Source organism: Prosthecobacter sp. (assembly GCF_029946185.1).
In the GTDB taxonomy this organism is placed as follows: Bacteria; Verrucomicrobiota; Verrucomicrobiia; order Verrucomicrobiales; family Verrucomicrobiaceae; genus Prosthecobacter.
In genome coordinates this window covers 26,056-42,587 of record NZ_JAQSEA010000076.1, presented here as the reverse complement: position 1 = coordinate 42,587, position 16,532 = coordinate 26,056, and the positions used below count along the sequence as shown (strand labels likewise).

General features: G+C 58.9%; 2 protein-coding genes. Both read left to right on the top strand.

What is annotated here, in order from left to right:
• Positions 1–44: 44 nt before the first annotated feature.
• The gene (locus PSV43_RS05825) at positions 45–15,884 is read left to right on the top strand and encodes an autotransporter-associated beta strand repeat-containing protein (protein WP_300194597.1); all 15,840 of its coding nucleotides are present in this window, start codon (positions 45–47) and stop codon (positions 15,882–15,884) included.
• Positions 15,885–16,311: 427 nt separating this feature from the next.
• The coding region (locus PSV43_RS05820) for a hypothetical protein (protein WP_300194596.1) at positions 16,312–16,532 on the top strand (221 nt) is incomplete at its 3' end.

Sequence of the window (16,532 nt, the reverse complement as noted above, 5' to 3'; positions counted from 1 at the left end):
GCCGTAACCATTACCATGGCGGTCCGCTAATTAAAATTATAAACATGAGTTACATACGCCCTTTCCGCCGTTCTTTGGGCATACTGATGGTTGTTCTGATGCTCATGTGGCAGATCGGGCCCCCGTTGCAGGCAGCGACATTTTATTGGAACCAGTCTGCCACCGGAACCTACACCTGGAACGATGGTGCCAACTGGCTGCCGGCCTCTGATTTCCCCAATGCCGTGGATGACATCGCGAATTTGACGGCGAGCCTCAATGGAGCGCAGACGGTCAGTCTGAATCAGCCAGTCACCCTCGGCACTCTCAACATCGGTGACAGCAGTGGTTCAGGCAATGCGATCACCGTGGGAACGGGCACCTTGATGTTCGATGTGAGTTCCGGTTCTGCGGCGATCATCAAAACGGGCGGCGGTGCGGATACCATTTCTGCCAATTCTATTTTCAAAGACACGCTGGCGATCACCAACAATGAAACCAGCGGCACCCTCACGATCTCCGGCACCTTACGTTCGACACTCTCCGATATCACGCTCAACGGAACGGGTGCGGTTGCCACGGGCTCGATTGATATTTCGGGAATCATCGGCACAGGGGGCAGCTTGATCAAAAATGACTCGGGGACGGTTCGTATCTCAGGTGCCAATACCTATGCCGGTGCGACGACGATCAATGCGGGTACAATGATCTTGAATGGAGCCGCCGCTCTGCCTGTGCGCAGTGCGGTGACGATTGCCACGGGCGCGACTCTGGACGTTCAGCAGGCACTCACCATGGGTTCGCTGAGTGGTGGGGGGCTTCTGACCAACTCGTCATCGGCACGCATCTTGACGATCGGACGCAATGATACGAGCACCACGTTTACAGGGAGAATTGCACCCACGACCGCAGCCAACATTGCCATCACCAAGATCGGTGCAGGCACCTTGACCCTTCAGCCCGCAAACGGTGTCGCAGGGTCAACCTACACGGGTAACACCATCGTCAATGGTGGTGCGATCGTTCTGGATACTTCTGCCAGCGCTCTCACCAGCGGCTTTCTTGGCGCGACCCCTTTGCAAATCACCGGCGGGGATTTCCAGATGATAGGTCGTTCCGGAACGCTCGTCTCGCAAACGGTGGGTGCCTTGACCTTGGGAGTCACAGGGGGAGCCATCACTTTGACACCCAATGGGGGGACGAGCACCAGTCTTACAACGGGAGCATTGACAGCCACCGCTTCAGGCGGAGCTCTCTTGATCGTCGCCCCGGCCACCACTACGTTTAAAATCGGCACGGCAATTGCCTCAACGGCGATCAATGGTCGACTGGTTTTCAGTGATGGCACTGCCAATACCTTCAACTGGGCGTACAACAATGGATCGGCTTCGACAGCGATGTCAGGTTTTGTGCCTTCTACGGTCCTTCCCGTGGCCGGTGGTGGTGCAACCGGCACCGCCTATATTTTGACGGCCAGCCAAACGCAGACCACCGCATCTGCCACCATAGGCACACTGAAGCTCAGTTCCAGTGTCGGGACGGGGCAGACGCTGGATCTTGGTGCGGGTGCGTTGAACATGACCTTGGGCGGGGGCACTACGGCGACGCCGGGTGCCATCCTCATTGACGGCACCGATGGCTGGAACATCAAGGCCACAGGCGGCGGGGTCCTGGGACAGGCGACTGTGGCAGGAGGAGATCTTATTTTTCAGCAGTACAACATCACCAATGGAGTGACCGTAAATGCAGGCATCGGCAATGGTGCCGGTACCCTGAACCTCGTCAAAACCGGTCCGGGCCTGCTCACGCTTATTGGCACCAACACCTTCACGGGAACAGTTATTGTGGACGGTGGCACCCTGAGCTTCAGCAATGTGACCGCCGGCGGTGCAGGCAGCCTCGGCAGCGGTTCAACGACCGCCGTGACACTGCGCGATGGCGCCACTCTGCAGTACACGGGTGTAACCGGCACCATCAGCGGTGCCGCTACGACCGCAGGCGCGCACACTTATTTGCTGCAGGGCGGCAATGCCACGATTGATGTCACTCAGGCCACGACCATCCTCACACTCGCGGGCGTCGTCTCGGGGGCTGGGGGATTAACTAAAATCGGGACTGGCACACTGATGCTCAATGGTGCGACTAATACCTTCACCGGACCTGTGTTTATTAATAATGGGGTTCTTCAGGGTGGAGCCTCCAATTTCATTACTGACACTGCGCCCGTCACCATCGGAGCCTTGGGCAGTCTCGACATCAATGGGACGGCTGCCAGTCAGACCGAGACGGTGGGTTCCATCTCAGGTTCTGGTAGCATCTTCAATTCGAACACCACTGCCAAGACCCTCGCGGTCGGTGGTGACAACACCTCGACGACGTTCTCCGGTACTTTTGCTGCTTCAGGCTCGGTGGCGGGCGGCGCCGTCACGGGCATAGCCACCAATATTTTGACCAAACTGGGCACCGGTGTTTTGACTCTCACCAGTACCAATAACTGGACAGGTGGCACGATCATCGGGGCAGGAACGCTTCGCTTTGGAGTAAATCAGGCGCTGAATATAACAGGCACGGTGACCATCGCCGTCGGCTCCACTGCTTTGTCTGCTCTGTTGGATTTGAACGGCTATCATTTTACTTCCGCCGCCATCACCTTCGGAGGCACCAGCACTGTCCCCATCGCCCAAGGTGCGATCAATCTCGGCACCGGCACACTCACTCTCGGCGGCACCGTGACTTACACCAGCACCGGCAATCCGCTGGGCGCGGTGATCACCGGCACTGGCGCGGGCAATATCACACTGAGCGCCGCGCGTTCGTTCACCATTGGGGACAGCACCAATGTTGCGGCAGTGGGCGCGTACGAGCTTTCGGTGTTTGCTCCCATCACCGGAGCATTCGCTCTGACCAAATCGGGTGCCGGCAATTTGTTGCTCACGGGTGACAACACGTTCACCGGCCTTGTCGTTCAGAGCACCAGCGCGGGCGGCACACTCACGCTTACTGGAGACAACTCGGGGCTGACTGGCACCACGACACTCAACAGCGGCATTCTTTTGTTGGATTATACAGGTTCCAATGCTGCCAAAATTAGCACTACCGGAGCCTTGTCACTGCTGGGTGGCACCCTGGTGTTGAATGGCAATGCTTCTGCGGACACTTCACAGGTCGTCGCGAGCACCACGTTTGCTGCCGGCGCACAATCGAACATCCTTTTGAATCCGGGCGCGGGCCAGGAATTGGTGCTGAATCTCGGAGCCATCACCCGAGCTGCGGGTGGAGGTGTGTTGCGTATCAATCTCGCCTCGGGCACTCAGAGCGCGACCCATGGCGTGATCACTTCCACCACCAACGATACCACCACGGGTTTGGTTGGTGCCGGCGGCGGTTGGTTGACGGTGACGAGTGGTGGCGTGACATCCTTTGGCACGGTCTCAGGTGGCAACATCGTTGCTGCGACCAGCACCCTTCAGGACGTCGTGACCAACTGGCAGGCTGGGCAAAACATTTCGGACTCGAGCGGATTCACCGGCACGCTGGACACAGAGACCGCCATCAACAGTCTGCGTTTCAATTCATCCAGCGCCTCCAATATCACGATAACTACAGGCGGCCTGCTGCGCATTGACAGCGGCGGCATTCTCCAGACCTCCGGCGCGGGTGTGACAACCATCAGTGGCGGCCGTATCGCCGGTAATGTGGGCAACGAACTGATCTTCACCACGGACAGTCTCAGCCAGTCTCTCGCAGTTTCCTCCACGATCACAGGCGCGACTCTGATCACCAAAGGCGGCGCAGGCACTCTGGCGCTGAGCGGATACAACAACTCGACGGGAGCCTTCAGTTTGCTGGGCGGTACGGTTATCGCTTCCGGCGGCTTTGCTGTCGGCGACACCCAGGCGCTGATTCTTGCGGCCGTGGGCGCTCCCGTCGTCTTTAGCCTGGCGGCTGGCACCACTGAGGCGGTGGGCAGTCTCAGTGGCGGCAACAACGGCACGAACGGCGGCGCGACGGTGGCGCTTGGGACCGGCAGCACTCTCATCATCAATCAAGCGGCAACGGGCAGCTATTCGGGTCTTTTTACAGGAGGTGCGACGACCACGTTGGTGAAAAACGGCGCATCGACACTGACCTACTCTGCCAGTGGTGGCAGCGGCTTTGTCGGAACGCTTCAGATCAATCAGGGCATTTTACTCCTGAGTGGCAACGTCACTCAGTTCAGTGCGGCGTTGAACTCCATCGTATTGAATGGATCGGGCAGCACGCTGCAGATTAACAATGACCAGACCACCAGCATCAATCGCATTCCGGATGCGACTCCGGTCACCTTGAGCAACACCGCAGGTGGCCTTGGCTTTTACGCAACGCGCAGCGGCGGCACCACGGCCTCTCTGGAAACCGTGGGTGTTCTCACCCTGAACGCCGGACAGAACACGATCTCAGCAGACGGCACGGCTGCCTCCCGCATAGGAGGTCCGAAATTCACCCTGGCTGCTCCGCTGGTGCGCAACAACTTCTCCACCGCGCTGCTCCTGGCCCGCAGCTTTGACACGGTCGCCACCCAGGGCGGCAGAATTGTGTTCAGCATTGATCCTGGCGGGGCCATTGGCGGCGGGCTTGCCGGCTCGGGAACTGGTGCCGCCACCTACAGCATCTATCCCTACTTCATTGGCGAGAACACGGCTGCCGCTCCCGTCGCTGCCACCAACGTTGGCAACTCGTTTGTCACGTTCGTGGATGGCACGCTGGGGCTGCGCACTCTGAACACCGCCACGGAATACATTCAGGAAGCCGCCGGGTTCAATGCGATCACCAGCGTGACGACGAACAATGTCCGCTTTACCACGGGAGCAACGCTCGCCGGCACGACCACCACCATCAATTCTTTGCTGATTGATGCTGCGACGGGGATCACCCTCACCGGTCCTTCGCGTGCGCTGCAAATCACCAGCGGTGCCATCCTTTCAGCCAATGCGGTGGCCAACATCATCGGTGCCTTCACCGCCCTGACCACCGGCGGCACACCTTACTACGCCTATGTCACGAATGCATCCGGATCACTGACAGTGAACTCCGCGCTCACCACCGCCACCACCTTCGTGAAATCGGGCGCGGGCACGCTCGTGTTTGGCAGCGCCAGCAATGCCTTCACCGATCTCTATGTCAATTTGGGCCTCGTGCAGGCGGACGCGCTCAACAAGCTGGGCAGCGGCAGCCTGAACTTCTTTGGCGGCGGCTTGCAATTTGCCGGAGTTTATGATCCCTCCTCCAAGACCATCACGGTTGGCTTGGGTGGCGCAACCTTTGACACCAATGGCAATAACATTTCATTCGCCAACTCCATCGGTAACAGTGGCGCAGGAACTCTCACCAAGATCGGCACGGGCTCGCTCACGCTGAATGCCTCCTCCACCTTCACCGGAGCAACCATCATCAACGCGGGGCGCTTGATTCTCGACGGCGGCGCAGACCGTCTGACCACCACGGCCAGCCTGACATTAGGCAGCACCGGGGTGCTGCAGTTGGGCGGTACGACCACATCAGATCAAACCATCACAGACCTGAGCGCCGTTGCCGGGGCCTTCCTCGTGGGTGGAAACAGCTCGGTCTCAACCCTGACCATCAATCAAAACACGAACACCTCGTACTTGGGTTTGATCGGCGGAGCGGGAACCAACGAGAACAACATCGCCATCGTGAAAATGGGCCTCGGCACCCTGACTCTGGGTGCCACTGCCAGCACCTTCACCGGCGGCCTCACCATCAAGGCGGGCACAGTCGTCAGCGGCAGCAACGCCAACACCTTCGGCGCCAGCTCCAACGTGATTACTTTGGGTGACACCTCCGGCAGCTTCGATGCCAGCATCAACTTTTTCAATACGATCACCTATGCCAACCCCGTTGTGGTGGCAGCGGGCAGCACGGGTGCTGCCACTATTTTTCTCGGCGGCTCCACAGGCAGCCCGACTCTGACAGGTGGCATCACCCTCAATAGAGATGTGATCATTGCCAAGGAAGGCACCACGGGCACTTCCACCATCTCCGGCGGCATCACCGGTACGGGAAATGTGATCATCAGTAACAATGTGACATCGACTGGAGTCATCACCATCAGCACCGTTTCCATCAATAACTCGGGCAACATCACCAACAGCGGTCTCGCCACCGGCACGACCACCATCAGCGCCATCATCGGCACCAATGTGACCGGCGTTATCCAAAACAGCCTCACCTCCAGCCTCACGCTTGGCGCAGTCGTCAACCTTTGGAACTCCGGCCTCACCATCAAAGCAGGCACCGTCATCGGCGGCAGCAATGCCAATACCTTTGGCGACAATGCCAACGTGATCACCCTCGGTGATTCATCGGGTTCATCCAACGCAACCCTGCAGGTGACCAACTCGGGTACCTATCAGCAGTCCATCACGGTTGCCTCCGGAAACGCCGGTCTTGCCACACTCATTCTGGGCACGGGTTCTGCCAGTTCGATTTGGAACGGCGCGGTCACTCTGAACAGCCATGATTTGACCATAAGCAGAACGGGCTCCACCGGCACCTCCCAGCTCAATGGCGGTATCACCGGCACGGGCAATGTGATCATCAACAACACGGCCACGACGGCCACCATGACCTTCGGCACCAACGCCCTCAACAACATTGGCACCATCACCAATTCCGGCACCGCAACCGGCACGACCACCATCAGTGCCGACATCGGTTCCAATGTGACCGGTGTGATCCAGAACAGCGCCACCTCGGCCTTGATCTTGAGTTCGGCGAACTTGAACTTCAACAGCGCGACCGTGAGCGCTGGCACGTTGAGCATCACGGGCTCGACTGCCGCGACTCCTTCCATGACAAGCCTCAGCGTGGCTGCCGGCGGCACCTTCAACACCGTTAACACCCTGGGTCAGACGCTGAACCTGACAAGCCTGAACCTCGGTGCGGGCACAGGAACAGCCTTCTTGGGCATTGAGCTTGGCTCCACAAGCAACTACGACTCCCTTTCACTGACTGGCACGGCGACGACCGCCAATGCAGTGAATTTCCGCCTCACGGGCCTCACTGGTTTTGGCCCCGGCATCTACACGCTCATTTCGGCAACCAGCGGTTTAAGTGGTGCTGCCTATGGTCTCAGTTCCGTTTCTTCCCTGATGGCAGGTTACAGTTTTTCGTTCTCCAGCACAGACAGCCTCGTCCAGCTCACGGCGGCGGCTTCCACCGGAGACTTCTATTGGAAAGGAGCGGCCAATAATAGCTGGACTGGATTCAATGGTGCCATCTCAAACTTCACTTCCGATCTTGCAGGCACTTCAAACATCTTCGGCACTCCCGGGGCGGACAGCAGCGTGATCTTCAGTGCCAATGGCCTGACCAGCATCTCCCTGAGCACGACGCTTGATGGAGCTTTTACTATCAAAGACCTCACCTTCAACAGCAACGTGGGGGCTGGTCCGTTGAATGCGATCACGATCGCTGCCGGCACGGGTGGTTCCCTCACGCTCACACCGACGGCTTCGACCAACGGCATCAATCTCCAGACGGGCGCTCCTGCATTGGTGACCATCTCCGCCGCGCTCGTTCTCGCCGCTGCTCAGAGCTGGACCGTTGCAGACGCCACGACAGTGCTGAACGTGTCAGGTGGCGTCACTGGCAATGGCTTCGATTTGACCAAGCTGGGGAACGGCATTCTGCAACTCACCACGGCCAATGCCTCCACCTACAACGGCATTACCACGATCAATGGCGGCATGTTGCGTGCTGGCTCTACGACTGCCTTCAGCGCAAACTCCGCCGTGGTCATCGGTGCCGCCGGCAAACTCCAGCTCAACGGCTTCAGCAATACCATCGCTTCACTCGCGGGTGCTGCGGGCGCTGTCGTTGAGAATGGAAGCGCGGTGACAGCCATCACCCTCACCCTGGGTGCCGACAATACCTCCACCACCTTTGCGGGCGTGCTGCAAAATGGCGGTGTCGCCAATCTGGCGCTTGTCAAAAATGGCACCGGAACACTCACGCTGAGCGGCGCAAACACCTATGTCGGCAACACCACCGTCAACAACGGCACTCTCAACGTCACTGGTTCCATCACCGGTAACACGACCACCGCCACGCTGGTCTATGGTTCCACAATAAACAATACGATTGTGAACGTGAGCGGTAACATGACCTTGTACGCCATCACCGGCGGCAACTTTGCCGGTGGTGCGGCGGTATACAATCAGACGGCCGGCACAGTCACCATTGCGCCCGGTACAGGCAATATTCAATATGTGGCCAAAGCAGCGGGCTCCTACGGTTACTTCAATCTTACCGGAGGCACTTTCATCGCCGGCAACCGGTTTGACGTCAACGGATCCTCCAGCCTCGGCAATGCGCTGAACCCTGCCACCTCCTCCGCGGGTGTGGTCTATGTGGGTGGCACCGGCTTTCTCGACCATACCAATGCGGAATGGTTCATCAACGGCTACAGCTTGGGACAGATCACTGTCGCCGACAGCGGCGTGATTGATCACACCGGCTCCACGGCATCATTCGCCATCTTCATGGACAGTACCGTGACCGGCGGGACCTACGGCGTTCTCAATCTGGCGGGCGGCACCGTCATCACCGGCGCACAACCCGTACGATTCGGCAACAACACCACCAATGGCAGTGGCAACGTCGGCTTTGTCAATCTGGCCGCCGGCACACTCAGTGTAGGCACGGGCATCGTTTCGAGCGTGAATGCAGCGGGTGCCAACAACGCCTACCTGAATTTTGCCGGCGGCACCCTGAAGACCACCGCAGGGATTTCCAACTGGGTGCCGGTGTCGAGTGCTGGCATCACTTTTACCTCCACCTTCTTTGGTGCCATCGACAACAGCGCCGTCTCCGGTGCTCCATCGTTCAACGGTGGGCTGGTCTTTGACAGCAACGGCTTCAACAGCGCTCTCAATCAGCCGCTGACCGCTGCCACCGGTGTCGGCGTCACGCAGGCTGATATGATGGTCGTCGGCGGCAGTGGCTACATTGGCGCGCCCGCAGTCGTCTTCAGCAGTGCCGGTCTTATGCCTGGCGGCACTCCAGCCGCAGGTTATGCGCTCATCAGCGGCGGAGCAGTGGTCGGTGTGGTGGTCACTTCATCCGGCACCTATGTCAGCGGCACTACTCCCACTTTGACACTGACCGGCGGCGGCGGCACTGGCGCATCCATCACCTTGGGTGCGCTCGCCACGGCAAACACTTCCGGCGGGTTGACCAAGATTGGCACAGGCACGCTGACATTGTCAGGCGCAAACTCTTACACGGGAGGCACCACCGTCTCCGGCGGCACGCTTGCTCTTGGCGCGAACAACACCCTCGCCAGCACTGGAAATGTGACTGTGAACGGCGGCACACTGGATCTGACGACCTTCTCCAACACCGTCGGCACGGTCAGTCTGCAGGGCGGCCTCATCACCAGCACCACCGGCGTGCTCACTTCCACGTTAGATTTCGATCTGCGCAGCGGCACCGTAAATGCCATTCTCTCCGGCAGCGTGGGCGCGACCAAGACGACGGCAGACACCGTCACACTCAATTCCACCAGCACCTTCAGTGGCGCAGTCAATGCGAATGGCGGCAGACTGTCCTTCTCCACCAGTGGTAATTTGGGCAATGCCTCCGCCACCAACACCGTCGGCATCAATGGCGGCACGCTTAGCTACTCTGGTTCCGGTGCCGTGGATCTCACCTCCACGCGTGTGCTCACCCTCGGCTCTTCCGGCGGCACCCTCGAAACCACCAGCGCCACCGGTGCTCTCACCCTTTCCGGTGGCATCAGCAGCAGCAGCACCGGTGACCTGACCAAGACCGGGGCTGGCACGGTCATCATCTCCGGCACCAACACCTGGAACAGCGGTGCCAATGCGGTCATCGTGAACGATGGCAAGCTGCAGGCCGGGTTTGGCACGGGCGGCATCAATGCGCTCACCGTCGCCTCCACCGGAGTAATGAGTTTCCAAAACGACAGCGCGCAGGCTCTCACATTCGCTACGGGTGTTCTTCAAGTGGCTGGCGGGGCTCGCCTTGGTTTTGAACTGGGAGCCTCTGGCGTAAGCGATCAAATCATCAGCTCCGTGGCTGCCGTGGTCAGCGGCACCATCACGCTCGATTTCTTCAACCTCTCTGGATTCGGTGCGGGCAGCTACAATCTCATTTCAGCCGCCAGCGGACTGGATCTCGCGACCTTTGCGCTGGGCAATGCTCCGGTCGGTTATAACTACACCCTCAACACCAGCGCGACGCTGATCAGCCTCGATGTGGTCTCCTACCTGCCCATCTACTGGACGGGCAGCCAGGCCACCACCTCCTGGGCCACCACCAACGCCGGCCCCTTGACCAACTGGGCCACGAATCCCGAGGGTAACACCAACTACACCACCGTGCCGACCACGACCGACACTGTGATCTTCAGTGCCACCAATGCCACGGGCCCGACCATCACCACCACACTCGATGGCAATTATACCATTGATGGTCTGCAATTCATCGCGGCCCCCACAGGCGTCACTGCGGTGACGATCAACCAGGGCATCTCGGGCACCCTCACCCTCGCGCCCAGCAGCACCTCCGGCGGTATTCTCGTCGGTGCCAATGGAGGAAACATCACCATCGCGGCACCGGTGGTGGCCTCCAGCGCTAATGTGGCGAGTCAGACTTGGAATGTAGACGGCACCGGGGCGTCCCTGCTCGTCAGCGGCCCTGTGACTATCCATGCTCTGATCAACAAGGCTGGCGCTGGCGCTCTTACCCTCAACAGCACCAGCAACACGGGTGCCGGTGGTTTCACACTGTCCGGCGGCACGCTGAACATCAATGCCAACAATGCTCTGGGCACCGGCACCTTCACCATCAATGCCCTTACCACGATCAATAACACTTCAGCTTCTGGAGTGAGCCTGACGGCCAACAATCCGATGATCTGGAATGGCAGTTTCACCTTCACCGGCACCAACACGCTGAATCTTGGCTCGGGCAGTGTGACCCTCAGTGCCAATACCATCCTGACCACCACCGCCAGCACGCTGACCGTCGGCGGTTCCATCGGTGACGGCGGAGACAATCGTTCACTGACCAAGGCTGGGGCAGGCACCTTGACAGTGGGTGGCAGTGTCAGCATTGGCGGAAGTCTCGCGGTGACCGCTGGCACAGCGACCTTCGGCGGCGCAACGAACACCCTCGGCGGCGGCATCAGCATCTCCGGCGGCACCACGACCCTGAATGGCAACAGCACCATCACCGGCTCGGTGGACGTCACAGGCGGCCTCCTGAACTTGGGCGGTACGAACTCCATCAGCAGCGGTGTCAATCTCACCGTCGGCACCTTGAACATCGGCGGAGCTGCGGCCATCGGGGCCAATGCCTTCACCATCAGCGGCGGGTCGTTTGACAACACTTCGGGCGCTGCGATGACCTTCAGCAACAATCCGCTGAACTTGAATGGCAGTTCCATCTTCATCGGCTCCAACGATTTGAATACCGGCACCGGAGCCGTGACTCTCCAAGGCTCTTCCACCATCAACGTCACCGCGAAAACACTCACCATCGCCGGTGTGATCGATGACGCCGAATCTCTTTTCAGCATCACCAAATCTGGCGCGGGCACCCTTCGCTTGTCAGGGATCAATGTTTACGACGGCAGCACGGTCATCAATCAGGGGACGGTGATTTTTGATACGGAGCAGAATCTCAACTCGGCCACCAACACCTTGGTGTTTGGCACCTCCAGCGCCATCACTAACGTGGGCACTTTGGATTTGACCAGCGTCAGCGCCACCTTTGGCGGCGGCTTGATCTCGCAAACCAACTCCGCTTCCAGCAATGTCATCAAGATCGGTTCGGGTATGACGCTCAACACCAACAATGACGTCTCTGTCGGTGCCTCGACCACTGCGGGCACGACCATTTCCAAGCTGACCGTCACCGGTGTCACCGCAGGCGTGGGCACCTGGAGCGTCTCTTCGCCAGGCGCGATCTTCCGCGTGGGCGGTGGCGGCACCGTCGCCAGCACCTCCACTCTGGATATGACCGGGCTCGGCACTTTTATTGCCAATCTCGGCGGCGGTGCCTTCCGTCTCGGCAGTTCGGATACTGGCAGTGTCTCGGACACGGTGAGTGTTTTGCTCGCTCCTACCAGCACCATCACCGCTGCTTTGGTGGATGTGGGTGCGTCCACCACTCATGGAGGAACAACCACTCTCACTCTGGGCACCGGCGTCACCACCATCAATGCCGACATCTTTAATATCGGCGGCGTATCCACGGGCACTACCGTCGCCCGCAGCAATGGTGTGGTCAACTTTGCCGCGGGTGCAGGCACGTTAAAAATTCGCGCGCTCAACGGCACAGGGGCCACCACGATCAATTTGGTCAACACCACGGGCAGCACTAACACCGTTCTCACAGCGAACGCTTTGTTTGCTGGAAACAGCGTGGACATTCTGGCCAGCACTCTCACCATCGCTTCGCGTGCACCCACGGCCAGTGCCACCACCTCAGACACCACGGGAACGTTGACCTTTGACACTGGAACGCTGGCTGCAACAACGGTAACTCTCGCGAGCCGGGGAGGATCCAGTCTGACGACCGGCAATGTGACGGGCAATCTGACCCTCGGCGGCACCACCGCTGGAACCACGGCGACATTCACGACCGTGAACATGAGCGTCAACTCCACCTCTGCGGCAACATCTTCAGGGAGTGCTATTTCCACCCTGAGCATCAGCGGCTTGGGGACCGTCGCTGTGACGACCCTGAACATGGGGGCCCTCAGCGTCAGCGGTGCCACGGCCTCCAGTGGCACGCAGGCCACGCTCAACATCAATGGATCCACGACGACCATCGGCACCCTGAACATGGCCGTCAACAATGCCGCTGCAACGGCCACCCTTGCCACCACAGGCACCGCCACGATCAATCTTAACAGCGGCAGCCTTCGTGTGACGGGGAACCTCACCATGGGCAATACCACCGTCAACGCCCTCAATGCGGTGTCCAACTCCATCATCATCAACGGGGGCATCCTGACGATGGACGGCAACATTGCTGCCACCAATGGCACGGGATCAGAAACCTCCACTCTCACGCTCAATGGCGGCATCCTCGACATGACCAACGGCACCATTGGTGCGAGCGGCAATCTGGTCACCAACTTCAATCTCCAGCAGGGCACGCTCAAAAACCTCACCGAATTCAATGCGGGCGCGGCCTTGGTCAAATCAACCAGCGGTACACTCATTCTTGAGGGCACCAACGCTTATGCTGGTGACACCACCTTCGCATTCGGTGGCGGCACCCTTCAGCTCGGATCGAGCAACGTCCTTCCGGATGGCACTGGCAAAGGCAATTTCGTGACCACCAACGGCCTCCTGAACATGAACGGCTTCAGCGACACCGTGAACGGGCTCAGTGGCACTGGCACCGTGGACAATCTGGCCGACAGCACCACAAGCACATTGACGGTCGGCAGCAACAACGCCTCCAGCACCTTCAGTGGCCTGCTTCAAAATACCGGCACCAGCTCAGTTTTGTCACTCATCAAAACCGGCACGGGAACGCTCATCCTCAACACGGCCAGCAGCTTCACGGGCGGCACCACGCTCAGCAACGGCATCATTCAAGCTGACAATGCCAGCGCCTTGGGCAGCGGCACTCTCACGTTCAATTCCACGGGCGTTCGACTCGTCGTTGGCACGGGACTTAACTTCACCAACGCCATCATCATCGGGGCCAACAACGCCACCAGTGGCAGAGGCCTCATTGAAGCGGGAACAACGGCTGGAGCGGCGACCGTTTCCGGGCCGATCACCATCAACAATGTCGCTGCCGCCGGCGGCCATTTTGCTGCACCCACGGCCGGCACAATTTTGAATGTGACAGGCGTCATCACTTCGTCGGTGGAAGTGACCGCGCGCATCGGCACCGTCGTTTTCTCGGGTGGTGGCACGGGTTACACTGGCATCACCAACAACCAGGACACAATCGCCATCGGTGCCAACAACGGCATTGCCACCACAGCCAAACTCACCATTGCCTCCACGGCAGCAGGGATTTTCGATCTTGGGGGCTTCAACCAGTCTTTGGTCGGCATCGTCAAAGGCGCCAGTACGGCAACAATCGGCAACAGTTCCACCACGTCGGATTCCACACTCACTCTCACGGGCACATCCTTGTATGCGGGCATTATTCAGAACGTCGTCGGCAGCGGCACCCAGAAAGTGAACCTCGCCATCAATGGAGGAGCGCTGACTCTGACAGGCGTCAACACCTACTCGGGAACCACCACCGTCGGCACCGGCACCCTCGCACTCAGCACCACCGGCACCGCGACTTTGAGCGCGATCACCGTGACCGGCACAGGCGGAATATTTGACATCAGTGGTGTGACTCCCACGTCCGCCACCATCGCATCATTGGCCGGCGGTAGCGGAGCCAGCGTGGTCTTGGGAGCAAAGACCCTCAATGCTGGCAGCGATAACACCTCCACCACCTATGGTGGCGTCATCAGCAGCACCTCCGGTGGATTGACCAAGCAGGGCAGCGGCACCATGACCCTGACCGGTGCCAATACTTACGCAGGCACCACCACCATCAGCAACGGCACATTGCAATTGGGAGATGGCACCAGCGGAAACGATGGCACGATCAGCAACAGCCAGAGCATCATCAATAACGCCGCATTGGTGTACAACCGCTTCGGCAGCTTCTCCTATGGCGGTTCCATCAGCGGCAGCGGCACCGTGACCAAGACCGGAGCAGGCACGCAAACTCTCAGCGGCACCAACACCTACGCCGGCGTGACAACGGTCAGCGCTGGCACACTTGCATTCGCCCAACAAACCTCTTTCTACAATAACATCGCCGCAAACTGGACTGCCACAAATCTCGTTGTCATCAGCGGTGCCACAGCCGCCTTCAATGTCGGCGGAGCCGGAGAGTTCACCGCCTCAGACATCGCCATCATCCAGCCTCTCGGCACCGCTACTGGTGGCTTTGAAAATGGCTCAAAAATTGGGTTCGACACCTCCAATGCAACAGGCGGCCGCTTCACCTATTCCACGGCCATCGCAGACACCAATGCAGGTGCCAATTCAGTCGGTCTTGCCAAGCTGGGCGCTGGCACTCTCGCCCTGGATCAGGCCAGCACCTACACCGGTGGCACCACCGTTTCCGGCGGTACGCTGGAGGTAGCTAACACTTCCGGGTCAGGCACCGGCACTGGCAGTGTGACCGTCAGCAACTCGGGCAGCAGGCTCACTGGCTCTGGCAGCATCGCTGGCAGCACCGTTCTCAACAGCGGCACCGTTCTCGCTCCCGGCACCGGCAACACGGACACCAGCAATCAAACGCTCACGTTCACCGCAGTCACCAACACATTGACCGTGAATGACGGTGCCAGGATCGAGCTTGGAATCACCGCCCCTACCACCCAGGCGTCAGGTGTTTACTACAGTGGAGCCTATCACGATGGCCTGGGCGGCACCGCGACCACAGCCCTTTCCTACCTTCAAGGAATCGGCAGCTCAAGTCTGGCCACTTGGAACAGCGCGACTCCCGGCAACCATGATTTCGTCAATCTGGGGGCCGGTTCATTGGTCCTTGGTACTGGAACCGGAACCATCACCGTGCTCGACAAAGGCTACTCCACATCGGGTCCGCAGCTGGGAGATGTGTTCAATCTCATCGACTGGGCTGGCTACAGCGGCAGCTTCAATGCCAGCACCGACTTCAGCCTTCCCGATTTGGCTGCATCCGGCCTGTCCTGGGACACATCGGCTTTCACCACCTACGGCCTCATCGTCGTCGTTCCGGAGCCCTCGCGTGTGCTATTCCTCATGCTTGGCTTTTCCGGCTTGATGCTTCGCCGCCGCCGTTCAACGCGCTGAGTTGCGTGGTCGGGGCCAGTTATGATTGCGATAAAGGAAAGGTTCTGCGTCGCGCTAGATTGCGGCTGGCCATTAATGCCTTCCTCCTAAGGATTAGACTATAAAAAAGAGTCACATAAATTACCGTGCTAGCGTGGTAAAAGTATCTTCGGAATAGCTGGGTTTAGATCTTGTCGTTGGAGCGCCCTTCCTTTTTAGAGCCGTAACAAAGATTACCCCTTAATAGAGGTAAAGGAATAGCCACTTACTTTATAAAGTTAAAGCTCCAACATGCTAAACTTTCCTCCAAGTGTTGAGGTAAGGATCACTTTGGGCTGTTCCAAAGAATGCAGTTCACTCAGACTAATCTTTCCAACATAACCAGTCTGATCACATGCGCGGTGAACTGCACCGGTGATTTAAGAGCGTCTATTTCATTCATAGCTTCATGAAGGCCCATAGTAAACTGTTCAGCATTCCCGCAAGGTGCGGACTCATTGTTTTCACTCTGCTGATGTGTCAGTTGGGGGCTGCGCAAGCAGCTGCTTTCTATTGGGATACCGACACCAGTGCTGCTGGCAACAATGTGAATGGGGCCGGCCTTGGCGGAGCGGGCGAGTGGGATTTAACGACATCCAATTGGTGGGACGGTGCCGTGCTCGGCCTCTG

Bases quoted from the DNA above. Each gene is read 5' to 3' on its own strand.
- PSV43_RS05825 (WP_300194597.1), top strand. From the start codon at position 45: ATGAGTTACATACGCCCTTTCCGCCGTTCTTTGGGCATACTGATGGTT.